Here is a 24023-nt window from a genome sequence, read left to right on the forward strand (position 1 = left end):
GTTCCTGATAGTCTGCTTGCCTGTGGTTGTTTTGTAAATGGATGAGCGACGTTGCCCTGTGGTGCGCATGAACCGTGTATTTCATGGGGCGGGAAGCATCCGTTTTATGTAACCGGAGAAGTTTTACATAAACCGGAAACGGATGATTATTCTGTATTGTAGATAAACAGGGGAATCAAGGTGTCTGGCGAAAGGCTGCCAGACAGGCCACCGGCTGCCCTGCGGGCCAGCCAGTGGCGCGGCCTGTGTTCATCAGGCCGCGTGTCCGGATACTTGCCCGATCAGAACGGGGCGTCGATGTCCACCACGTCGATCAGCTTGTGATTGACGAATTCCTTGATGCCAAGGCCGATCAGTTCGCGGCCGTAGCCCGAACGGGCGACACCGCCGAAGGGCAGGTCGGCCTTCACCATGGTCGGGTGGTTGACGTACACCATGCCGGTATAGATCTGCTCGGCCACCTTCACGCCGCGCTGGGTATCGCGCGTAAAGACAGCGCCGCCCAGGCCGTAGGGGGAGTCATTGGCAATGCGGATGGCGTCCGCATCATCCTTCGCGCGGTACAGCTGGGTGACCGGGCCGAAGAATTCCCAGTGACGGGCTTCGTTGTCCTTGTGCAGGTTGGTCATCAGCATCGGGCGGAAGAATGCACCCTTGTTGGGAACCGGCGCGCCGATGGTCTCAACAACCGCACCATGCTTCTTGGCTTCCTCAACCTGCGCCATCAGGTCATCAGCCGCCTTCTGCGATGACAGCGGCGCCAGCGTGGTGGACGGGTCCATCGGGTCGCCAGCCTTCAGTTCGGCCACGCCCTTCTTGTACAGTTCGACAAATTTGTCATAGATCGCGTCAGCCACGATCAGGCGCTTGGCGGATACGCAGACCTGGCCGGCATTCCAGTGGCGACCGAACACGGCCCACTTCACGGTCTTTTCCAGGTCGGCGTCATCCAGCACGATAAAGGCGTCGGAACCGCCCAGTTCCATGGTGGACTTCTTCAGCGCCTTGGCCGCGACACCCGCAATGATGGTGCCGGCGCCTTCGGAACCGGTCAGGGCAACACCGCATACGCGCGGGTCGCTCAGGATCATTTCCGTATGGTGGCGTGCGGCATACAGGTTGCGGAACCCACCCTTGGGCAGGCCGGCTTCCGCCATCAGGCTGTCGAAGGCGGCGGCGCACTGCGGCACGTTGGAGGCATGCTTGAGCAGCACCGTGTTACCAGCCGAAAGCTGCGGCGCGATGATGCGGGCGATCTGGTAGTACGGGAAGTTCCACGGCTCGATGGCGAAGACGATGCCCTGCGGCTGGTGGATCAGGATGGCGTCGCCTTCCTTCGGGTCCGCGACCGGCAGCTTTTCGGGCGCCAGCAGGCGCTCGGCATGTGTCGCGTAATATTCAAAGATTTCCGCCGACAGGATGGTCTCGGCCTTCGCCTCGGCGAAGGTCTTGCCCATTTCCAGCGTCGCCAGGCGGGCGTATTTGTCGATGTCGCGGCGCAGGATCCGGCCTGCCGCCGTCATGACCTTCGCGCGTTCGGCAAAGGATGTATGCCGCCATGTCTTGAAAACGTCATATGCTTCGGTCAGTGCGGCCTGGACTTCCTGATCCGTGGCATTGGGGAACGTTTCGAGCGTTTCACCAGTATAGGGGTTGGTCGTAGCGTAAGCCATTGGCAGTAGGTTCCTCAGAGTTTCGTCAAGAAGTATATATTTCACCGGCAGGCGTGCAAGAATCGTTTCAGGTATCACCAACCCTGGAAACGTGCAAAAAATCATTGTCCCGCATGGTTGGGGACTATGCCGGACAGGGGAAAAATGCCGGTTTTCCGGTCTTGTGTCAGCAACCTGCCTCTGCGGGAGTGGAATTGTAAAATGGAGTTTATTCCACAACCCCAACGGGCATATGGGTTTCAGGCGGACAGGGGACGCGGCAGGCGCTCACGTTCCTTGTCTGTTATGACATCGGCAAGCGTATAATTGTCCATGACGGCGATGAAGGACCCAAGGGCTTCCCCCAGCACGCCGCGCAGGCGACAGGCATCGGCCAGTACGCAGTTGGCCCGGCCGCCTTCATCCATCGGGTGCATGCAGGCGACCAGGGCCATGTCTTCTTCCGTATGGCGCACCACATCGCCCAGCACGATGCTGGCTGCCGGCCGTCCCAGCTTCAGCCCGCCATTGCGGCCCCGGATGGTTTCGACAAAACCGGCCTGACCCAGCTTGTGGATGATCTTGACAAGATGGTTTTCCGAAATGCCATAGGCCTGCGCCACTTCACGGATGGAGGTCAGGCGATCCGTATGGATCCCCAGATAGATCAGTGTCCGCAGGGCGTAGTCTGTATGCAGGGTCAGGCGCATGAAAGAAGATATATACGATCTGCATATTATTTCCAGACCTGTTAAATAATATAACGCTTCCGGTTCCTGTCCCGCCTTGGCCCGGAATGGTGAAATCCTGCGGTGGCCATGCCCGCCCCGAACGCGGCAGCGCCATGCGAAGGGGGGCAGTATGTCCCTGATATAGCCGGAAAAGTACCCCGTGGAAAAAGCACCCCGACTGATCCAGTCCATTGAACGTTCCGCCGCCATTCTGGAAATCATCGCGCAGAAGGGCGGTCGCGCGCGCCTGCACGAAATTGCCGAGATATCGGGACTGGGCAAGACGACGGCGCACAACATTCTCCAGACCCTTGGCCATCTGGGATACGTGCAGCGCAGGCACGGGGATGTGCGTTACCATCTGGGCGGGCGCATCCTGAACCTTGCGCGCATCGCGGGCGACGACAACGCCCTGCGCGCGCGACTGCGTCCCGTCATGCTGGCGATTGCGCGTGACAGCGGCATGACCGTCTATCTTGCCGTGCCCAGCGGGGACGAGGCCGCGTATCTGGAGGTGGTCGAATGCGCTGGCGCGGCAATGGACGGCAGGCCGCCACTCCATGAACAGCTTGAAGGGTCGGCGGTCGGCCTGGTGTTCCTTGCGTTCGTGCCCGGCCTGCGCAAGCGGGTCATGGCGACCCGCGTGGGCGCGCTGGATGCGCAGGCCCTGTCCCGGATCGAGGCTGTCAGGGCGAAGGGATACGCCATTGACATGGAGGCCTGCCGTCCGGGCTGGAACTGTGTCGCCATCCCGTGGCGCGAACAGGGGGAAGTCCGCGCCAGCATCGGCCTGACCGGCCCGGCGTCGCGCCTGCCCCGCGCGCGCCTTGCGCAGCTGGGGTGGATGATGATGAAGCTGGTGGAACAGGCAGGGGTTCAACAATGTTGAAGAAATGACGCGGTCACGTCTTTGCATGTTCCATTCCGGCGGCGTGTGTCTAACCTGTCCCGACATTATTTCGTAAGACAGAGGGTTTTTACCGTGCAGCTTTCCCATGCCATGTCCCTGCTTGATGCCGCCCGGTCCAAGGCGGAGCACCTGGGTGTCCGCGTCAGTATTTCCATCGTGGATGCCGCCGCGTGGCCCATGGCCTTCATCCGTATGGACGGCTGCCCACTGGGTGCGATCGAGGTCAGTCATAAAAAGGCGCGCACGGCCGTCCTGTTCCAGATGGACAGCGCCGACTTCGCCACGATCGCGCATCCGGATGGCGCGGCCTACAGCCTGGAAAACACCAATGGCGGCCTGACCAGCTTTGGTGGTGGTGTCGTGCTGATGGGGCCGGACGGGACCATGCTGGGCGCGATCGGCGTATCAGGCGCCAGCACGGAAGATGACATCGCCATCGCCCGTGCCGCCACGCGGCCTGCCGGCTGATTGCCCATTGGGAATGGTCCGTCATGTCAGATAACACGCAGGTCGGGGGCGCGATCACGCAGGTTGCCCCCCCGCATGGGAAAGCGGCCGCTTTCTTCATCCTCACGTTCGGCACGTTTGTCGTGGGGACGGGGGAGTTCGCCATCATGGGGATGCTGCCGGAATTCGCGGCGTCCCTCAGGCTGTCCGTGGCCGATGCCGGTTATGTCATTACCGCCTATGCGCTGGGGGTGGTGATCGGCGCGCCGCTCATCACCATTCTGGGCGCGCGGCTTTCGCGGCGGGAACTGCTGCTGGTGCTGCTGGTGCTGTTCTGTTTCGGCAATGTCCTGAGCATCGTCATGCCCACGCCGGGACTGGTGGAGGTCGCGCGTTTCATTACCGGCCTGCCGCACGGGGCGCTGTTCGGGATTTCCGCATTGGTTGGTGCGTCCATGGTCGAACGCGCGCGACGGGGCTGGGCCGTGGGGCGGGTGCTGTCGGGTATTGCCATAGCGACCCTGATCGGGGCGCCGTTTTCAACATTCGCCGCCAATCACCTGGGCTGGCGCATGGCGTATCTTGCGATCGCGATCCTTGGTTTCGTCACGTTCCTGGGGGTATGGCGCTATATTCCCGCCGATCAGCCAAACCGCCAGAATTCGCCCTTCAGGGAAGTCAGCGCCATGGGCAATGCGCAGGTGCTGCTGACATTGCTGACCGCAGCGATCGGCTTTGGCGGCATGTTTACGATCTATACCTACCTGACCAGCGTGCTGCAGGACGTGACCCACGTGCCCGAATGGGAAACCATGGTGTATATGGTGGTGTGGGGCGCGGGCATGCTGGCGGGCGCCAATGTGGGCGCATGGCTGGTGGACCGCAACCTTGACCTTGCCGCCCTGATCGCGCTGGCGGGCAGTGCGGTGGCCATGCTGGTGTTTCCCTATATCCTGCATAGCCAGATCGCGCTGATGGCTGACGTGTTCCTGGTGCCAACCTTCGTCAATGCGCTTGGGCCTGCGTTGCAGACGCGCCTTATGGATTTTGCGGGGGATGCGCAGACACTTGCGGCCTCCCTCAATCATTCCGCGTTCAATATCGCCAATGCGGTAGGGGCGGCCGGGGGCAGTTTCCTGCTGGCGCGGCAGTTCGGTTATGGTGCGCTGGGCTGGGGTGGCGCGCTGTTTTCGGTTGGCGGGCTGGTCGTGTACCTGCTTGCCCTGATCATGCTGAAAAGGCATGCCAGGGAAAGCATCTGAAAAGTAATAAAAGTGTTGGATGCCGCCTTTTTCAGGAAGGCGGCGTTCTTCGGAACTTTTTGGAAAAAACTTCGCCAGACACTTCTTCATGCAATCTGGTTGCGCAACGGGCCGCCGGTTTCCAGCGCCCTGATATTGTCCAGCAGGATATCCACGACATTGTGTTCATAGAACTGCGTCTCCCCCGCGACATGGCTGGTCATGACCAGATTGGGCAACTGCCATAACGGGGAAGTGGGCGGCAGTGGTTCATCCGCATAGGTATCAAGGGCCGCGCCCGCGATGGCGTTCGCGCGCAGGGCGGCGATCAGGGCGGTTTCATCCACGACCCGCCCACGCGCCACGTTGATCAGGCAGGCATCGGGCTTCATGGCGGCAAAGGCGCGCTGGTCCATCAACCCTTCGGTCTGCGGGGTCAGGGGGCAGGTTAGCACAATATGGTCGGCCTGGCCCATGGCGGCGTGCAGATCGCCGGGCGCGACCTGCGCGACACCCGGTACATCCAGTGGCCGGGGGCTGTGGCGCATGCCACAGACGCGCATGCCCAGCGCCAGGCAGATCCGTGCCAGCCGGTCGCCAATGGTGCCCATGCCCACGATCAGCACCATCTTGCCGGTCAGTTCCTGCAGGCGGGGGCGGGCGTCCATGCCGGTGCCCGACCAGTGGGCGCGGTGCTGGTTATCGCGTGCCTCATACAACCGGCGTGACAGGCTGAGCAGCAGGGCAAGCGCATGTTCCGCAACCGCTGCCGCATTCGCCCCACGCGCATTGCACAGGTGGACGTTGCGTGCCCTGAGTTGTGTCAGGTCAAACTGTTCCACCCCGGAACTGATGGACTGTATCAGTTTCAGTCTGGGCGCGCGCGCCAGCAGGGTGTTGCGCCACAACATGGACACCACCAGCACTTCCGCCTGTGGTATGACCTGTTCCAGTTGCGCGAATGTCTGGACCTGCACGCAGGGGGGCGCGCCGGGGCGTTTTTCCAGTTCCGCGCGGATATTGTAATATTCATGCGCGACATAGACTGTCTGGCTGGGGCTGTGTATCTGGCTCACGGCGGTTATCCTTTCAGGGGATGGGAAGGGGTCATTCCGCCCCATGCAGGCGCGCCACCCGGCAGGCCGCCAGATCCCACGCGGAACATCCGACCGACTTGAAAAAAACGGGCCTGCCATCCGCGGGCGGCCCGTCATCCAGCGCGCGGGACAGGGGATGGACATCGTTCCAGTCCACGCCCGCCTGGTACAGGTCGCCTGCCTCGACCGGCGCGCCGATGGCGTCATCCACGTACAGCGCGCTGCCCGCAATGGTATCCGGCCCGATTTCGACCATGTCGGTCCGGTACGCGCCCACACCTATGACCAGGCAGTCCGCGCGCGCGGGTTCATTATAAATGACCGACGTGCTGGCCGTGACGGTGATGATGACATCAAACGGTTCCTCCTGTGCTTTTTCAGGAAGCAGGGTCAGGGCGGATGTCTGGTGTTCCATGCAGAAATCGCGTGCCCGTTGCGGCGTGCGCCCGCGAATGACCACGGTAATGCCGGGATACAGGGCGCATAATGCCTGCAGGTGGGCCAGCGCCTGCGTGCCGGTGCCAATCACCAGCACGCGCCGCACCGGGCGACGCGCCAGCGTGCGGATGCCCAGCATGCTGACGGCGGCGGTGCGGCGCATGGTGACGGCTGGCCCGTCCAACGTGAACAGGAAACGCCCGGTGCAGGCTTCGGCGCAGATGACCTGTCCCTGTATGGTTGGCAGGCCAAGGGCGGGATTGCCGCCAAACAGGGTCAGCAGTTTGGTGACCATGATATCCCGGCCGACCGACGGCATGGTCATCAGCGCGCCCGCATGGTCATGGGTGCGCACGGTTGTCCGTTCCGGGCACTGGATCTGGCCCCGTTCCAGTTCCTGCATGGCCAGTGCCAGCGCATCGACCAGCGAAGGAAACGGTAGGAAGTCGCGCGTTTCCTGATCGGAATATATTTTCATGCCCGCCGTCCCGTATCGGTATGGAGATATGACAATGCCGGTAATTGATATTGTTGCTTATTCTGTCGATTCCGTCCGGCATGTGCAACGAGGGGGCATGGCCGCCCCCTGTATCCATGCAGGCAGAACACGGATTGCCCGCCATGTCCCGGCCTTCCCATGGCATGAAGCCGCAATGTTTTTTCAGCATGCCAAAAAATTATCGCACGTAATGATAATGGAATCACATGGATATGAACCCGGCGTGGAAAGGGAAGATGCACACCTGTCACGGACGGGATGGAATAAGTGTATTGCGATTTGTTCTCATTCGTGATTATGGTGTGCCCAGATCATCGATTGGGATAGATAAATGTTTGTCTGCTCCTGCAACATGCTGACCGATACAGATGTGGAAACAGCCGCGCGTAATGGTGCTGTCCGGCCTAAGGATGTTTATGAATCCAAGGGATGCCGCGCCCAGTGCGGCAACTGCGTGCCCGGTGTGGTGTGCCTGCTGCGGCAGATAGCCCGTCAGGGCCGTGCGACCATCGCGGACACCATGCACGGGCATGCCGATCTCCAGCCGCAGGCAATGTAAGCCTGCCGGGCCTTTCGCTGGTTCATGGCCCGATGCGGGCTGCCAGCCGGCACATGCCGGAATGGCTGGATACAGGAACGGCCCCGGTCATGTGACCGGGGCCGGTCCTGTGGAAACAGGGGACCCGTTTACGTGACAGCCTGCGCCACGTGAATGTTGGGGGATGTCTACCGCCGTATGCTGCGCGGCCGCAGGGTGGAAGGCGAAGCCCCGAGCGCCAGCCGGATCACAACCCCCAGCAGCAGGGTGACGGTGACGTTGATGGCCAGCGCCAGCAGCCCGGTTGAAACGGAAGCCGAAAAACCGGCGAATGCGACCGGATGCACCGGCTTCAGCCCGTCAATCCAGCACAGCCCCAGCCCGGCCACCGACCCGATTACCCAGCCCGCGACCAGCGCGGGGGCGGGCAGGCGTAGCGGCAGCAGGCCCATGATCAGCGCGGGGAAGGTCTGCAGGATGATGACGCCCCCCAGCAGTTGCAGGTCGATGGCGAATTTGGCGTTCAGGAAAACCACGCAGCCCAGTGCGCCAACCTTGACCGCGAATCCGGCCACGCGCGAGCCTGTGACCGAGTCGCTACGGTGGGGCAGGATATTGTGCATGATCAGGTTGGCCGCACCGATCGCCATGACGGAAGCCGGCACCAGCGCCCCCACCGCGATGGCGGCGAAACAGAACCCCGCAAACCATGACGGGAAGATCGCAAGGAAAAGCTGCGGCACCACCTGGGAGGAGGACGTGGTCACGATCCCCGCCGCATGCGCCATAAGCCCCAGCAGCGCGATCAGCCCCAGCACGATGGTGTAGGCGGGCAGGAAAACCGCGTTCTGCCGGATCGTGTCAGCCGATTTCGCGGCCAGGATGCCCGTCAGCGTATGGGGATACAGGAAGGCGGCGAAGGCGGAGGACAGGGCCAGCGTCGCATAGGGCACCACCTGTCCCTGCGCCACGATATGGCCGTCCGGCACATGGGGCAGGTGCCCGGCCGCGGAATGGAACATGGCCCCGTACCCGCCAAGGTGGATCGGCACGATGGTGACGGCCGCCAGCACCGCGATATAGATCATCACGTCCTTGATGAAGGCGGTCAGCGCGGGGGCATGCAGCCCGCCCAGCCACGTATAGGCGGCAAGGGAGACAAACGCGACCAGCAGCGGCAGCATGCCGGTGAAGCCGAGTGCTTCGATCACCGTGCGGATGCCGATCAGCTGCAGGGCGATATAGGGCAGCACGGCGACAAGCCCGCTGACCGCCACCATCAGTTCCAGCGTCCGGCTGCCAAAGCGCGCGCGTACGATATCCGCCGCCGTGGCATGGCCGCCATCGCGCGCGATGGTCCACAGCCGTGGCATGACGGCAAAAATGAAGGGGTAGACGATAATGGTGTACGGCAGCGCGAAGAAACCGAACCCGCCGGTGGAATAGACCAGCGCCGGCACGGCGATGACCGTATAGGCGGTATAGAAATCCCCACCCACCAGGAACCACGTGACCCAGGCGCCGAATTCACGCCCGCCCAGTCCCCATTCCTCTCCTTCGCTATGGCGGTTCGCGGCCTTGCGGCGGTTCAGCAGCGGCCGCCACAGCCGGACCGTGCTGCCCAGCACGATGGTGGCGACGAAACACACGACGAATACGCTGATGGCGGCGTTATCAGGCAGGATTGATGTGTTCATGACTGGCGGTCCGTTTTCCATGCTATCCAGATCAGGACGGATGTGACGGGAACCCACGCGAACTGGTACCAGTAAAAGAACGGGAAGCCGAACAGCACCGGATCATGCCGGTTGTACAACGGAACCCACAGGAGACCCGCAAAGGGCAGGAGGAGGAGTATGGCTTTTTTCATGTTGACCGTGACTTCTTGTTTTTTTGTGTGGCCGCAGGGGATGTTTCTGGAAAGAGGGTTCAGGTGTCAACATAATTAAGATAGTTTCAAAGTAATTTTGAAATGTTTAAGGATATTTTTTGTAATTACATTTTTGATTATTGTGCGCTGCGCAATCTTTTTTTGCGCTGCACAACCGCTTGACGTGCATTGCCGGCATTGGACTGGCCGGCAATAAATCAATAAAATGCATAACTTATATCATTAAATGTAATATTTTAGTGATCCCGACAGGGTCCGTTTTATTCGCATGGTATGAAAAATTTCATTTAACATTATGTAAAATAACAGTTTTATATGCATCCTTCCCCGGCTGTCCATGCCAGTCCCGCTTTCGTTGCCATCGGCATGAAGGGCGCGGGTCGCTAAAATAGTGATTGCCCGCAGTTGCCCATGGCGGTTATTTTCAATGCCCGGACCTGCCAACAACAAACAATACTAATAGCGCGGTCGCCTGTTTTTTACCCTGTTCCGGATCAGGCGTCATTTCTGACAGTCGGACGCGCGTAGGAACGAACAGACATGACCAAATGGGTATACAGCTTCGGAGATGGCCTGAACGAGGGACGCGCGGACATGCGCAACCTTCTGGGCGGCAAGGGTGCCAACCTGGCGGAAATGGCGGCAAACGGCCTGCCTGTGCCTCCGGGCTTTACCATTACAACAGAAGTCTGTTCGGCCTTTTATGAAAACGGCCGGAAGTACCCCGCGGACCTGCAGGCGCAGGTGGCCGAGGCCGCTGAAGCGGGTCGAGCAGTCGATGGGCCTGCGCTTTGGCGATGCGGATGCGCCGCTGCTGGTCTCGGTCCGGTCGGGCGCGCGGGTGTCCATGCCGGGCATGATGGATACGGTGCTGAACCTGGGCCTGAATGATGAAACGGTGGAAGGGCTTGCCCGCTCGTCCGGTGACGCGCGGTTCGCATGGGACAGCTACCGCCGTTTCATCCAGATGTACGGCTCGGTCGTGATGGGCGTGCCGCACCACCATTTCGAGGACGTGCTGGAACAGTTCAAGCGCGCGAACCGCGTGGAAGACGATACGGCGATCACGGCTGACCAGTGGCGCGCCATCGTGGTGGATTACCGCCACATCATCACCACCCATGCCGGGAGCGAATTCCCCACCAACCCGCATGACCAGCTATGGGGCGCCATTGGCGCGGTATTCGGCTCATGGATGAACCCGCGCGCCAATACGTACCGCAAGCTGCATGAAATCCCGGCCTCGTGGGGCACGGCGGTCAACGTGCAGTCCATGGTGTTTGGCAACATGGGCGATGATTGCGCCACCGGCGTATGCTTCACGCGCGACCCGTCCACGGGCGAAAACATTTTCTACGGTGAATACCTGATCAACGCGCAGGGCGAGGACGTGGTGGCGGGCATCCGCACCCCGCAGCCCATGGCCTGCGCCCGCGCCGAGGCCGGCCAGCACCCGATGGAAACCACGCTGCCCGAAGCCTATGCCGAACTGCTGCGCGTGCGCTCCGTGCTGGAAACCCATTACAAGGACATGCAGGACATCGAATTCACCGTCCAGCGCAACGTCCTGTACATTCTCCAGACCCGCAACGGCAAGCGCACGGCCGCGGCCGCACTCAAGATCGCCATCGACATGGCGCGCGAAGGGCTGATCACGCAGGAAGACGCCATCCAGCGCGTCCCCGCCGCGTCCCTTGACCAGTTGCTTCACCCCACGCTCGACCCCAAGGCCGAACGCGTGCAGCTGACCCGCGGCCTTCCGGCCTCGCCCGGTGCCGCTGCCGGCGCCGTCGTGTTCACGGCGGAGGAATGCGAAGCCCGCGCGGCGAAGGGCGAGGATGTGATCCTTGTCCGGATCGAGACTTCGCCGGAGGACGTGCATGGCATGCACGCCGCCCGTGGCGTGCTGACCACCCGTGGCGGCATGACATCGCACGCTGCCGTCGTGGCGCGGGGCATGGGCCGCGTGTGCGTGGCGGGTGCGGGCAGCATCCATGTCGATTACGCGGCGGGCACCATGACGGTCGGGTCGCACACCGTGGCGCAGGGGGAATGGATCACGCTCGATGGCGGGACGGGGGCGGTCTACCTTGGCCGCGTGCCGACCATCGAACCCACGCTGTCGGATGATTTCAACACGCTGATGGGCTGGGCTGATGCGGTGCGCCGCCTTGGCGTGCGGGCCAATGCCGAAACGCCGGACGACGCGCGCACCGCACGCCGTTTTGGCGCGGAAGGGATCGGTCTTGCCCGTACGGAACACATGTTCTTCGGCCCCGACCGCATCGGTTTCGTGCGCCAGATGATCATCGCCGATGACGAAGCCGTGCGCCAGAAGGCCATTGCCGCCCTGCTGCCGTTCCAGCGCGATGATTTCGCCAGCCTGTTCCGCATCATGGCGGGCCTGCCGGTGACGGTGCGCCTGCTGGACCCGCCGCTGCATGAATTCCTGCCGCATGCCGAAGCCGAGATGGCCGAGGTCGCGAGCGCGCTGGGCAAAACCGTGGACGAGGTGCGCGCGCGTTGCGCCGCACTGGCTGAAACCAACCCGATGCTGGGCCACCGTGGCTGCCGCCTTGGGCTGACCAGCCCGGAAATCTATGCCATGCAGGTGCGCGCGCTGATCCAGGCGGCGGTTATGGTGGAAAAGGAACTGGGCAAGCCCATCCGTCCTGAAATCATGATCCCGCTGGTGGCGACGCAGGCGGAACTGGCCACCACCCGCCGTGCCGCCGAAGACGAGATCGCGCGCGTGCTGAAGGAAGAGGGCACGAACCTCAATTACTACATCGGCACCATGATCGAACTGCCCCGCGCGGCGCTGCAGGCGGACAGGATCGCGGAATATGCCGATTTCTTCTCGTTCGGGACGAATGACCTGACGCAGACGACCTTCGGCCTGTCGCGTGATGATGCGGGTTCGTTCCTGCCGTACTATGTCGATCACGGCCTGCTGCCACGCGACCCGTTCGTGTCCATTGACCGCGATGGCGTGGGCGCGCTGGTCCGCCTGGGTGTGGAACGTGGGCGGCAGACCAGCCCGGACCTGAAGCTGGGCATCTGCGGTGAACATGGCGGCGACCCGGATTCCATCGCCTTCTTTGATGAAGTCGGGCTGGATTACGTCTCGTGCTCGCCCTTCCGCGTGCCGGTGGCCCGCCTTGCCGCCGCACAGGCGGCGCTGGCCACACGGCAGAAGGCCGGGCAGGCCGCCTGAGGCCGGCCGGTCCACGCAACATAACCACCAGGGACGCCCCACCCGGCGTGGGGCGTCCTGTCAGGCAGGGCCATGGGCGAAGTTATCCTGCATCTTGTCTCCGAAGCGACAGGACAGGCGCTGGAGGCGGTCATGCGCGCCTGCAGCGCCCAGTTTCAGGGGGCGGCGTTTTCGCCCCGTAACTGGAACCTGATCCGCACGCGCGTACAGGTCTCGCGCGTGCTGGCCGGGATCGGGGATGAACCGGGGCCGGTGCTGTCCTCGCTAACCTCGCCGGACCTGCAGGACATGCTGCGCATGGGGTGTGCGCGCATGGGGGTGCAGGTCAAGAACATCCTTGAAGGCACCATCCATTTCCTGGAACAGCAGACCGGGATCGTGGCCGAACGCCATCCCGGCGGCCAGTATGTGATGGATGATACCTACCGCCGGCGTATCGATGCGATGCAGTACGTCATCTCCCATGATGACGGGCAGAAGACGGCCGACCTGACCAAGGCGGACGTGGTTCTGGTGGGGGTCTCGCGCACGTCCAAGACGCCGACCTGTTTCTATCTGGCCAATCGCGGGATCCGGGCCGCCAATATCCCGCTGGTGCCCCATGCCCCGCTGCCCGCAGGGCTGCGCGACTTTCCCGGTCTTGTGGTGGGGTTGACGATCGACCCTTATACATTGCTGGAAATCCGGCGGTCGCGCGTGGGTATGATGCTGCCCGGCCGTTCGATCGCAACCCCCGGCATGTCCGAATCTTCGGTAAAACCCTATATTGACCCGCAGAGCGTGCAGGAAGAACTGCAATGGGCGCGGCGTCTGTGCGCACGATATAAATGGCCGGTCATAAACGTGACCCATCGCTCGGTCGAGGAAACGGCCGCCGCCATTATCGACATGCTGGAGCATGATGGCGTCACGGGCACCGTGCGGGATCTGGACTGGCCGGGACCATAATCCCCGCGCGCCACGGCGTAAGAGCGCCATCGCGCATGGCAAGGGCACTGCAACGCAGCCTGCCGGATGCCATGGGCCGTGGCATGGCAGGCTGAAGCGGGCCATGCCGGCGTGCTGCCGGTCCATGGGGTGTTTTCACCATAAAAAGCATTGTGTACCACGCCCCCGGCCGGAGGCGCGCCAGCGCTGTCGTGCGCTGTTGCGTGTTTTCGCATTGGGGGAGAGGCCATTCTGGCACGCGGTGGCAGGCCATCGCGGGTGGTGCGCGTGCGCTGGCCTGAAACGCAGATATGCAGCAGGCTTTAATCAGATATGTGCAATATTTGAGTTCAAGTGGTGAGAGAAATAATAATCAGAAATTATATAAATAATAAAAAAGTAATAATAATAAAAATGCAATAAATAATCATGCAATTTTTCGATAGGTGAAATGTATGGGTTCTATACAAAGATGAATGAACAAGTGCTGTTTATTTCGTGCAGTGGACATGTGGGACAAAAAACGTACGATATGGGAAAGAGTTATTTATCAGGATATTCCTTACCACATTCGGGTCCATAGAGCTGAAGCATGTCCAAGACAGATCTCAAGCTGCTGATTATCCAGCCGTCGCATTACCGGTCCAAGACCGACCGGACCATTTTCAAGACCAGGCGCCGGCAGATGGTACCGCTTGCCCTGCCATACCTTGCGGCGCTGACGCCACGGGAATGGACCGTCACCCTGCTTGATGAACAGCTTGAGGACATCGACTTCGACGTGCCGGTGGATGTGGTCGCCCTGTCGGCCTGGACGCTGCATTCTCCGCGCGCCTACGACATCGCGGCCGAATTCCGCCGCCGTGGGGTGAAGGTCATCATGGGGGGGCCGCACGCCTTCTTTTATGCTGACGAAGCCGCCGAACATTGCGACGCCGTGGGCGTGGGCGAAGCCGAGCCGATCTGGAAGACCATGCTGGAGGACGCGGCCGCCGACCGGCTGCAGAAGATTTACCGCGCAGCGCCCCTGAAGGAACTCAACGACCTGCCCGCGCCGCGCTACGACCTGCTGGACCTGAAGAAATTCGGTCCCTTCCGCACATTCGCGGTGCAGTCCTCGCGCGGGTGCCCGTTCGTGTGTGATTTCTGTTCCGAGCGTTTCTACCTTGGCGGGCGCTATCGCTGGCGGCCGGTGGACCAGATGGTGGCCGAACTGGAGCGGATCAAGAACAAGGGCAGCCACTTCTTCTTCGGGGAAAGTAATTTCGGCGGCAAGAAAAGCCGCGCGATGGAACTGATGGAAGGGCTGGTGCCGCTGAAGATCCGCTGGTCCACGCTGTGGTCATCCAACCTGTGCCTTGATACCGATTTCCTTGACCTGGCCCAGCGCAGCGGCGTCATGCACGTGAATATCGGCATCGAAAGCATTGACGAGGAAATGCTGCAGGGCATGAAGAAGGGCTGGAACAAGGCCAGCCGCTATGGCGAGATGTTCGACAACCTGCGCAGGCGTGACATCAGCTATTCGCTCAACTTCATCTTCGGTTATGATGATGAACACCCCGATGTCTATGACGCGACCCTGTCCTTCCTTGAGGCGCACAAGGTGCCTGCGGCCTATTTCAACATCCTGACCCCGACCAAGGGAACGGCCCTGTTTGAACGCATGAAAAAGGCCGGCCGCATTATCGACCCCGAGGACATCGACCGCTGGCCCGGGCAGGTCTGCCATATCTGGCCCAAGAACTGCACGCCCGGCCAGATGGAACAGCGCATCCAGACCATGTACCGCAAATTCTACAGCATGCGTTCCATGGTGCATCGCCTGCCGTTTCCCCGCACGCGTTCGGACATGTCATCATGGATCCTGAACCTGACCGAACGCCGCATGGCCTTTTCATCCACGGGAAACAATGATTTTGATATCTATTGAATCCCGCCCGGCCAATTCAGGCCGGGAGGCAGCAGGTTAGGGAAGTGACGGCATGCGCGGATCAATCGGAAGTATGCTGCTGGACCGGCTCCGGCAACTCGGTGTTTCGCGCATTTACGGTGTTCCGGGTGATTACAACCTCGAATTCCTTGAACTGGTCGAACGCACGCCGGGAATCGCGTTCATCGGCACCTGCAATGAACTCAATGCCGCCTATGCGGCCGATGGCGACGCGCGGATGACGGGTATCGGGGCCGTGCTGGTGACCTATGGCGTGGGCGACCTGGCCGCGCTGTCAGCCGTGGCGGGGGCCTGTGCCGAAGGCGTGCCGGTGGTGGTGATTTCGGGCATGCCGCCCATGCATGCCATTGGGTCGCGCGCCCTGGTGCATCATACCCTGGCCGATGGCGACTATGACAATGTCATGGCCTGCTACCGGCAGTTTACGGTGGCCAGCGCCCGCCTGCAGCCCGCGACCGCCGTGGCGGAGACCGATCGCGTACTGCACGCGGTGCACACGCTGAAGCGCCCGGTCTACATCCAGTTCCCCTCCGACATCTGCTATGTGGATGTTGACGTGCCGCCATTGTCCCCGGCGGTTGTGAAATCGGATCCCGCCCTGCTGGCGCAGGCAGCCGGGTGGGTGGTGCAGCGCATTGCACAGGCACGCCAGCCCGTGGTGCTGGTGGACGCCATGGTGCGCCAGTACGGATTGCACGACCTTGTGCTGCGGTTATGCACGCAGCACGGCATTCCCTATGCCGCCCTGTCCACCGCGCGCACGCTGCTGCCGGAATCCGGGGCATTGTGGCTGGGGGCGTACGGGGGGCAGGCTTCCGCCTCCGGTGTGGCGGATTATGTGAAGAATGCCGATTGCGTGATCGGCCTGGGTGTCAGGTTTGTCGATTCCACGTCGGGCTATTTCTCGCAGGAACTGCAACCCGGCGCACTGATTGACGTGCAGCCGTTCAGCCTGACCTGTGATGGCAGAAACATGCAGGGCCTTACCGCCGCCGATCTGCTTGATGAAGTGGCGCAAAAAATGGAGGGCATGCCGCCCGCATGTCCGGCGCTGCCCGCATCGCCCGATCACGGCGCACCGGCGTCGCCCGATGCACGGCCATGGGGGCAGGCGGTATTCTGGCAGCGGGTCGAAGCCTTCCTGCAACCGGGTGACATCGTGGGGGCTGATAACGGGTCATCCATGGTGGCCATGCTGCATGCCCGCCTGCCCGCCGGGTGCAGCCTGCTGGTCCAGCCGGTCTGGGCCGCGATCGGCTATTCGCTGCCGGCAAGCCTTGGGGCCTGCCTTGCCATGCCGGACCGGCGGCATGTGCTGTTCATTGGTGACGGGTCGTTTCAGGTGACGGCGCAGGAACTGTCCACCCTGCTGCGGCACCAGTGCAATATCACGATCTTTCTGGTCAATAACGGCGGTTATACCATCGAACGGATGATCCTTGGCCCGCAGGCTGCCTATAACGATATCGCCAACTGGGACTATGCGGCCCTGCCCGCGGCGATGGGGGGCGATGCGGCAGCCATACTGTCGCTGAAGGCGGGGGACCTGGCCGGACTGGATACCGCGCTGGCACAGGCGGCGCGGCATGAAGGGCTGGCCTTTATCGAGGTTGGATTTACCCCCCTGGATGCCCCGGCCGGGCTGGATGTGATGGGGCGGGCGGTGCGGCGGTACGATTATGGAATCGAAACCCCCGCATTATCCTGATCGACAGCGGGCAGGTCATTTTTCGATTGATCAGGAATGACCTGTTTTTAGGCTGGACGGGAGGGTTAAGGCAGGTTATTGAAAATACGACTGTTTTTTCAGTGCCGCTTTAAGGCGGGGTCCAAATGCCTCCCATCCGGTCCGGTAGCAGGCAAAAAAGGCCCAATTGACCTCACGAAATCGTGAAGTTGTATGATTAAAATTTGTGCATTTGCATATATTTTGATCTGCCTTGCGCTGCGAATGGCAAGCCCACGGAAGGGTTTGCCATTTTTTTTTGCATCCCCTCTGTCCCGTCTGGAATAGATAGCCGGCGCTTTGCCGTCTATTGGGTATTTATTGGACAGTTATAATATTCTCATCATGTAATGATCGGTAAAACGCCACTGGCAGGCGTATGATTTCCATTGCGAGTATTTCAGTTCTGGTGTTCCTTCCGGCTTACCAACTCGACACCAAAGGAATTGAAACATGTTTATTGAAAACGTCAGCACCATGATTGCCCACTCCGTGAACGCCATGTCTTCCCTGACCATGGTTGCTTTCCTGCCCATGATCGCTGCCCTGATGGTTGCCACCATCGTGTCCGATCGCGCTGCCTGAGCCTGGGGGTTTCTGTCCTGATACCCCTGCAGCCGGAATTCCCACGTTAATGTGGGAATGGCCGGCGGCCAGCAGGCCATGGTGGAATAAGACGGGTCAGACGCTTCGGCGTCTTTTTTTGTGCCTGTAGAATGGGGCTGAAACGCCCCTTTTTTGCATGAAGGCATGATGATGACCCTGCTTGATGACCTGCTGCCCCGTTTTACCTTCAGGGAACGCCACGCCGTGGTCATCCACGCCACGGGCCGGGTCATTCTGGATTGCATCAGCCGTTATCGCGCCCATGACGATCCCCTGGTCCGCTTTGCCATCGGCCTGCGTGAAAAGCCTGCGCGGCTGCTGGGCCTGTCACAGCGCAGGATGCTGGATCTGGATGATTTCACGCCCCTTGGCCGTGTGGGCGATCGGGAAATGGCCATGGGCCTGATCGGGGCGTTCTGGCGGATGGATTATGGGCTGGTCGATATCCCATCACGCGCGGATTTTGCCGCGTGCCAGCGCCGCGATGTGTGCAGGCTGGTCATGGGCTTCAGGGTCGAACCTGGCGTAACAGGGTCGTCGCTGCTGGTTACCGAAACACGGGTATCGTGTCCCACGCCAGCCCTGCGGCGTCGTTTCGCGCCGTACTGGTATATGATCCGGCCCGTAAGCGGCCTGATCCGGCGGCGTATGCTGGCCCATATCCGGCGACAGGCGGAGGCCTGCTGAACGGGGCGGCCCGGATTGCCGCGGACAGGCATGCGGTGCCCCCACGCTTTTTTGGCGAAATATGTCTTTAAACGGCGGAAGAAACGTTTTTTGCCCTGTATGGCTATGGGGCAGGGCATGTGTGCAGCAAAGTGCCCGCGCGGGCTTGTCGGTAACCCGGCATGGGTGTATCGGCGTCAAAAGTAACAGCGTGCGAAGGTGCGCTTTTTTTATTTTTGTCCAGAGCACATGCATGACTGACACAATCACCATCGCGCGTGGGAGCGTTCGCGCGCCCGTGCAGCCTGCGGGGCATCCCGGCCTGATCTTCTTCATTCTGGCGCTGGGTGGTTTTGCCATCGGCACGGCCGAATTCGCGGCCATGAGCCTGGTGCCCATGATTTCGGCCGGCATGCACGTCACCGTGCCGGAGGCGGGGCATGCGATCGAGGCCTATGCCGCCGGCGTTTGTGTCGGCGCCCCGCTGATCGCCATGATTGGCGCCAGATACAGCCGCAAATACCTGCTGATCGGCATGATGGTGCTGTATGTAATTGGTAATGGCCTGACCGCGCTGGCCCCCAATTACCTGTGCCTGCTGCTGTGCCGGTTCATAAGTGGCCTGCCGCATGGCGCGTATTTTGGCACGGCGGGTATTGTCGCGTCGTCGCTGGTTCCCGACAACCGGCGCACGCAGGCGGTGGCAAGGGTCGTGCTGGGGCTGACCATCGCCACCATTGGTGGCGTGCCGATGGCCAACGGGCTGGGCATGCTGGTGGGATGGCGCTGGGCTTTCGTGCTGATCGCGGTGCTGGCGCTGCTGACCATGCTGCTGATCATGCGTTTCGTGCCGACCGACCCGCCGCGCCCCGATGCCAGCGCCATGACCGAGATCCGCGCCCTGCGCAACCGGCAGGTGTGGCTGACGCTGGGCATTGGCGTCGTGGGGTTCGGCGGTATTTTCTGCGTCTATACCTACCTTGCCTCCATCCTGCAGGACGTGACCCATGCGCCGGCCTACATGACGCCGGTCATGCTGGCGGTCTTTGGCGTGGGCATGACGGTGGGCACCATGGCGTGCGCATGGGCGGCGGATCGCAAGATGATGCCGACCATTGGCGGCACGCTGCTGGTCAACGCCGCCGCCCTGGCCGGTTTTCCCGGTTCGGTGTATTCCGTATGGGGCATGATGCCGATCGTGTTCATGATCGGGTGTGGCGGTGGACTGGGCACCGTGATCCAGTCACGGCTGCTGAGTGTCGCGGTCGATGCGCAGGCGCTGGCGGCGGCCATGAACCAGAGCGCGTTCAACATGGCCAACGCGATTGGCCCTATGCTGGGCGGCATGGCGATCAGCGCGGGTCTGGGCTGGGAATCCGTGGGCTGGGTCGGCTGTTGCCTGGCCATGGGCGGATTCGTGATCTGGCTGCTGACACTGAGCGATATCCGCGCCGCCGCCCGCAGGCAGGCCGGTGGCTGACCCGGATGGGGCAGGGCGGTTGATGCCCCGTCCCGTCATGCTTATCTCTGTTGCATGACGACCGAACCGATGCGGGATCATCCGCTGCCGCCACTGCTGCGTGACCTGTTCCCCGTGCGACAGGTTTCCGGGCCGGTGGGGGCGGTGATGCTGCGGGTGCAGCATGTGCTGGATGGCGAAATCGCGCCCGCCGCCGCAGCCCATGACCGCGCGGGGGGCTATCCCCATCAGGCCATCGCCGCGCTGAAGGCCACGGGCATCCTTGCGCTGGCGGTGCCCTGTGCATGGGGCGGGCTGGGCATGGCGCAGGGCCTGTCGCTGGAACTCATGCTGCGCATTGCCGTGGCCGACCCGGCAGTGGCCCAGATATACAAGGTGCATGATGATCTGGTGCGTGAGATATTCGCCTATTCTCCACCCGACCTGCGCCAGCGCCTGGCGCATCGCATCGTGCATGACCATGCCATCCTTGGCATGGCGGTGGCCGAAAACGGGCGCACGGCTGATGGTTTCCTGCAGACGCTGGCGCGGCCCTGTCCCGATGGCACGCATGTCCTGTCGGGGCGCAAGATCTATGCCACCGGCGCGTCCGGGGCGGACCTTGTCGCGGTGTCTTCCTTTGATCCCGGGCGGGCGCAACGGCTGGGATCGGTTCGCGCGGGCGTGCGCATGGACCTTGTGCCACGCCATGCGCCCGGCCTTGTCTTTCACCATGACTGGGACCGCATGGGCCAGCGGGCGACGGATTCCGGTACCGTGACGCTGGAGGATGTCAGGGTGGGGGAGCAGTGGAACGCGCTGGACCCGGATGCGGTGCTACCCCGGCATGTTTCACTACGTTTTCAGGCCGGTTTCAGCGCCATCCTGACCGGCATCGGCATCGGGGCGCTGCGCGCGGTCTGTGCCTTCGTGCCCGACCATGCCCGGCCATGGGGGGCCGCGGGCGTGGACAGCGCGGATCAGGACCCTTATGTGCGCCGCCTGCTGGGGGAAATCGGGGCGGATCTGTTTGCGGCCTATTGCAGCGTGATGCAGGCGGGCACCATGCTGGAACAGTACGAAAGCGGGCACGCATCGCGCAATGTGGTGGCCATGGCGGCCAGTGCGGCCCGTTCGGTCGCAACCCGCGCGGCCCTGCGGGCGACGGCGGACGCGCCTGCGGCGGCGGGCGCGCGGGGCACGGATGGCGCGAACGGGCTGGACCGCTACTGGCGCGATGCCCGCACGCTGTCGCTGCATGACCCGGTGGACTGGAAAAATGCCGAAATTGGGCGTCACCTGCTGACCGGGTGGGAACCGGAACCGGGTCCCTATCAGTAATCCAGGTCGCGCGTCCCTTAAGATATCCTGTCAGATTATAAAGAAGTTTTTGGTGAAGCTTTTTTCCAAAAAGCTTCAAAGAACGCCGCCTTTTTGAAAAAAGCGGTGCCAGAAAAATTTTTATGTTTATTTATCAATAAGTTAGTTTAAAATGATCACTCATGTCTACGTGATTGATTGCGGGCAGGATATGGATCAGGGGAAAAGACGGATGCAGCAACCTGTCATTGCCATCATCTCGACCGGGGGCACCATTGCCCGGCGGTCCATGGACCCGCGTGATACGGTCGATTACGCGGAAATTGGCGCAAGCATCGGGGGGAGCGACCTGCTGGCCGCCCTGCCGCAGGCCGTGCGGGCGCGCTTCGTGGTGCGCGACATTCCCTTTTCAAGCTGCGACAGTGTGCAGATGACGCTGGCGCGCTGGTTCGATCTGGCCAGCGTGGTCACCCAGGCCATTGCGGACCAGCCGGATCTGGGTGGTGTTGTCATCACGCATGGCACGTCCTCGCTGGAGGAAGCGGCCTGTTTCCTTGACCTCGTGCTGGATGTGCCCTGTCCCGTGGTGATCGTGGGCGCGCAGCGTCCCGCCAGCGCCATCAGCGCCGATGGCCCGGCCAACCTGTATGCCGCATTGCTGGTGGCGTCATGCCCCGATGCGGCGGGGCGCGGCGTGCTGGTGGTGGCCAATAACGAAATCCATGCGGCGCAGGAAGTGACCAAGGCTTCCACCTACCAGCTTGAAACCTTTCGTTCCCCCGATTTCGGGCCGCTTGGCATGATCGAGGCCAATCGGGTTTTCTTCGGGCGCGCCGCCGGGTACCGCCGCCATGTCGGCTGGCCGGTGGGATATGGCAGCGGCGGCGAAATCCCGCGCGTGGATATCAGCTACAGCCATGCGGGCGCGGATGGCGTGGGCATACGGGCGTTTGTGGCTGCCGGGGCGCGTGGCATCATCTCGGCGGGCATGCTGCCGGGCATGTGCACGCCTGCGGAAAACGTGGCGCTGGATGAAGCCGTGGCCCGTGGTGTCGTGGTGGTGCAGGCCAGCAGCGGATATTGTGGCGGCGTGGTCCGGCGGCAGGAATTGTGCCAGCGCGGTATCCTTGCCGCCGGTCACATGCGGCCCCGGCAGGCCCGCATCCTGCTGGCCCTTGCACTGATGGCCGGGGCGGACGGGGATGCCATGCAGGCGTTGTACGACATGCCGTAAGTGATGATTTCAGATTAAGAGACTGTTTGAAAACAACCCGTTGATAAAAAACAATAAAAGTTTTTGGGTGCCGCCTTTTTTCAAAAAGGCGGCATCAGGAAATTTTTATCATTTCCTATCAATGACTTATTTTAAAACAGTCCTTCAGAACACGCTGTTGAAGGCAACCTGCGGTGAAATGACCTGCCCCGTGTTATGCCCCGCGAACATCGCGGTGACACCGGCAATGACGCCAAAGCGCGGGGACCAGTTATATTCGATCGCGGGCGCAATGACCCAGTCACCCGATGCCTGCCCCAGAATGTTCTGGTCTTTCCCCTGCGCGTTGTATCCCCGCACCACGGACCCGTTGGCCCAGTCGCGGGCCAGGTCCATGGCGATCACCCATTTCTGGTTGACGCCATATTCCACAGAGAAGCCGCTTTCCCCGTACATGCCCGGATGCGCTAGCCCCCGGAACCCGGCCGAGGTGCCATAGCTGCTGACATCGGCGATATGCGCCTGCGTCAGCGCGCGGCGGAACGTGCCCCACATGCGCAGCCGCAGTTCATGATGGCCGGGAAGGGTGTAGGTGGACTGTTCCGTCAGCGCCAGGCGGAAGGTATAGGTGCCGCTGCCCACCCCATCTTCGTCACGGCCCAGCCTTGTATAGTCACCCGATGGAAACGCCACCCCCACGAACAGGCTGAGGGCGGGGATGTAGCGCTTCGGGTCGGCGTCAAGGTAGCGCCACATCACGTCAACCGGCAGGTCGCCCATTTTCAGCCCGCTGGTCGTGCCGCCATGGTGTCCCCTGCGCCAGCCATAGCTTATGTCCGGCGTCATCTGTAGGCTGACCGATCTTGTGATGGAATATTTGTACAGTGTGAAGTTCGACACGCTATGCGCCCTGTCCTTCAGCGGCATGCCCTGTCCCGTGCTGTCCAGATAGCCGACGGGCTGGCTGTAGGCGAAATAGGGTTCCCATGCGAATACGCCCTTTTTCGTCAGGGCGCCCGATGGCGATACCAGTGACCCGGTGTACCACTGGTCGTAATTTTCATGCAGTCCCTGTGACCCGGCTTCCGTGCCATTGCCCGTGCCGTCCGCATGGGCCACGGGCAGGGCGGAAAATGTCGATGCGATCGATACCGCAACAAATAACATTGATTCCGATATCGAAATATATGATGCTCTCCCGCAAGGGCGACCGGCATCATGGGGTAATGCGATCGCATTGCGCAGGGATGCGCTGCCCCGCCGTCTGGCGGCGCGGGCAGGTATGAAGGAAACCATGGTTGTAGCCATTTCCTGATCGGGACGCCCCTTCACGCATGGCAGTGCGTGCCGGGCCTTATTGGTATTGGGGGCAGGGTACGGGGTGCCTGCTACATGCCCTGCGGCAGCGGGTATGGGGGTATCAGGACATCAATGCCATGCTCCCTGGCCAGCAGGCCGGTTGATCTGGCGGGGGAATGGCAGTTCCCCCGC

19 protein-coding genes and 1 pseudogene are annotated in these 24023 nt (G+C 61.8%); 13 read left to right on the forward strand and 7 right to left on the reverse strand.

The window, feature by feature from the left end; genetic code table 11:
- Window positions 1–281: 281 nt before the first annotated feature.
- Complete coding sequence (locus tag CFR76_RS00080; RefSeq protein WP_110555287.1) at window positions 282–1673, reverse strand: NAD-dependent succinate-semialdehyde dehydrogenase; 1392 nt, start codon at window positions 1671–1673, stop codon at window positions 282–284.
- Between the two features lie 239 nt (window positions 1674–1912).
- Entirely contained in the window at window positions 1913–2362 is a 450-nt protein-coding gene (locus CFR76_RS00085; RefSeq protein WP_110555288.1) for an Rrf2 family transcriptional regulator, read from the reverse strand.
- Window positions 2363–2543: 181 nt separating this feature from the next.
- Between CFR76_RS00085 and CFR76_RS00090 the strand changes: the two genes are divergently transcribed.
- From CFR76_RS00090 to CFR76_RS00100, 3 genes are all read left to right on the forward strand, one after another.
- Window positions 2544–3272, forward strand: a complete 729-nt coding sequence (locus CFR76_RS00090; RefSeq protein ID WP_110555289.1) for an IclR family transcriptional regulator — start codon at window positions 2544–2546, stop codon at window positions 3270–3272.
- 93 nt (window positions 3273–3365) lie between these two features.
- Complete coding sequence (locus CFR76_RS00095) at window positions 3366–3761, forward strand: GlcG/HbpS family heme-binding protein (protein WP_110555290.1); 396 nt, start codon at window positions 3366–3368, stop codon at window positions 3759–3761.
- 23 nt (window positions 3762–3784) lie between these two features.
- Entirely contained in the window at window positions 3785–5002 is a 1218-nt protein-coding gene (locus CFR76_RS00100) for an MFS transporter (protein ID WP_110555291.1), read from the forward strand.
- An 86-nt stretch (window positions 5003–5088) separates the two neighbouring features.
- On the opposite strand, the gene CFR76_RS00105 is transcribed toward CFR76_RS00100, so the two are convergent.
- Window positions 5089–6057 (reverse strand): D-2-hydroxyacid dehydrogenase, encoded by a 969-nt coding sequence (locus CFR76_RS00105; protein ID WP_110555527.1) that lies wholly within the window; start codon window positions 6055–6057, stop codon window positions 5089–5091.
- 31 nt (window positions 6058–6088) lie between these two features.
- Window positions 6089–6994: a delta(1)-pyrroline-2-carboxylate reductase family protein gene (locus CFR76_RS00110; RefSeq protein ID WP_110555292.1), complete on the reverse strand. Its 906-nt coding sequence runs from the start codon at window positions 6992–6994 to the stop codon at window positions 6089–6091.
- 352 nt (window positions 6995–7346) lie between these two features.
- Here CFR76_RS00110 and CFR76_RS00115 point away from each other — a divergent pair, with 352 nt between their 5' ends.
- Window positions 7347–7574, forward strand: a complete 228-nt coding sequence (locus CFR76_RS00115) for a (2Fe-2S)-binding protein (protein WP_176642254.1) — start codon at window positions 7347–7349, stop codon at window positions 7572–7574.
- A 167-nt stretch (window positions 7575–7741) separates the two neighbouring features.
- On the opposite strand, the gene CFR76_RS00120 is transcribed toward CFR76_RS00115, so the two are convergent.
- Together CFR76_RS00120 and CFR76_RS00125 are read right to left on the reverse strand one after the other, a co-directional pair.
- Entirely contained in the window at window positions 7742–9250 is a 1509-nt protein-coding gene (locus CFR76_RS00120; RefSeq protein ID WP_110555294.1) for a sodium:solute symporter family protein, read from the reverse strand.
- Window positions 9247–9423, reverse strand: a complete 177-nt coding sequence (locus tag CFR76_RS00125; protein ID WP_110555295.1) for a DUF3311 domain-containing protein — start codon at window positions 9421–9423, stop codon at window positions 9247–9249. The genes CFR76_RS00120 and CFR76_RS00125 overlap by 4 nt, the downstream gene beginning before the upstream one ends.
- Window positions 9424–9984: 561 nt before the next feature.
- On the opposite strand from CFR76_RS00125, the pseudogene ppdK reads away from it, so the two are divergent.
- The 9 genes and pseudogenes from ppdK to CFR76_RS00165 all read left to right on the forward strand — a co-directional run bounded on the left by ppdK (window position 9985) and on the right by CFR76_RS00165 (window position 22553).
- A pseudogene (ppdK, locus tag CFR76_RS00130) lies at window positions 9985–12661 on the forward strand (pyruvate, phosphate dikinase).
- 72 nt (window positions 12662–12733) lie between these two features.
- Window positions 12734–13609, forward strand: a complete 876-nt coding sequence (locus CFR76_RS00135; RefSeq protein ID WP_110555296.1) for a pyruvate, water dikinase regulatory protein — start codon at window positions 12734–12736, stop codon at window positions 13607–13609.
- A 571-nt stretch (window positions 13610–14180) separates the two neighbouring features.
- Window positions 14181–15521: a B12-binding domain-containing radical SAM protein gene (locus CFR76_RS00140; protein ID WP_110555297.1), complete on the forward strand. Its 1341-nt coding sequence runs from the start codon at window positions 14181–14183 to the stop codon at window positions 15519–15521.
- A gap of 52 nt (window positions 15522–15573) precedes the next feature.
- A complete protein-coding gene (locus CFR76_RS00145) occupies window positions 15574–17250 on the forward strand; it encodes an alpha-keto acid decarboxylase family protein (protein ID WP_167402022.1) in 1677 nt (558 codons plus the stop codon).
- Window positions 17251–17721: 471 nt separating this feature from the next.
- Window positions 17722–17853 (forward strand): hypothetical protein, encoded by a 132-nt coding sequence (locus CFR76_RS18635; protein WP_010506875.1) that lies wholly within the window; start codon window positions 17722–17724, stop codon window positions 17851–17853.
- Between the two features lie 165 nt (window positions 17854–18018).
- On the forward strand, window positions 18019–18561 hold the full coding sequence (locus tag CFR76_RS00150; RefSeq protein WP_408884343.1) for a hypothetical protein: 543 nt from the start codon (window positions 18019–18021) through the stop codon (window positions 18559–18561).
- A 232-nt stretch (window positions 18562–18793) separates the two neighbouring features.
- Complete coding sequence (locus CFR76_RS00155; RefSeq protein ID WP_110555299.1) at window positions 18794–20020, forward strand: MFS transporter; 1227 nt, start codon at window positions 18794–18796, stop codon at window positions 20018–20020.
- Between the two features lie 69 nt (window positions 20021–20089).
- Entirely contained in the window at window positions 20090–21340 is a 1251-nt protein-coding gene (locus CFR76_RS00160; RefSeq protein ID WP_110555529.1) for an acyl-CoA dehydrogenase family protein, read from the forward strand.
- A gap of 211 nt (window positions 21341–21551) precedes the next feature.
- Window positions 21552–22553 (forward strand): asparaginase, encoded by a 1002-nt coding sequence (locus tag CFR76_RS00165; RefSeq protein ID WP_110555300.1) that lies wholly within the window; start codon window positions 21552–21554, stop codon window positions 22551–22553.
- Between the two features lie 144 nt (window positions 22554–22697).
- On the opposite strand, the gene CFR76_RS00170 is transcribed toward CFR76_RS00165, so the two are convergent.
- Complete coding sequence (locus tag CFR76_RS00170) at window positions 22698–23840, reverse strand: hypothetical protein (protein ID WP_110555301.1); 1143 nt, start codon at window positions 23838–23840, stop codon at window positions 22698–22700.
- Between the last annotated feature and the right edge of the window lie 183 nt (window positions 23841–24023).

It is taken from the genome of Komagataeibacter swingsii (assembly GCF_003207895.1).
GTDB lineage: Bacteria > Pseudomonadota > Alphaproteobacteria > Acetobacterales > Acetobacteraceae > Komagataeibacter > Komagataeibacter swingsii.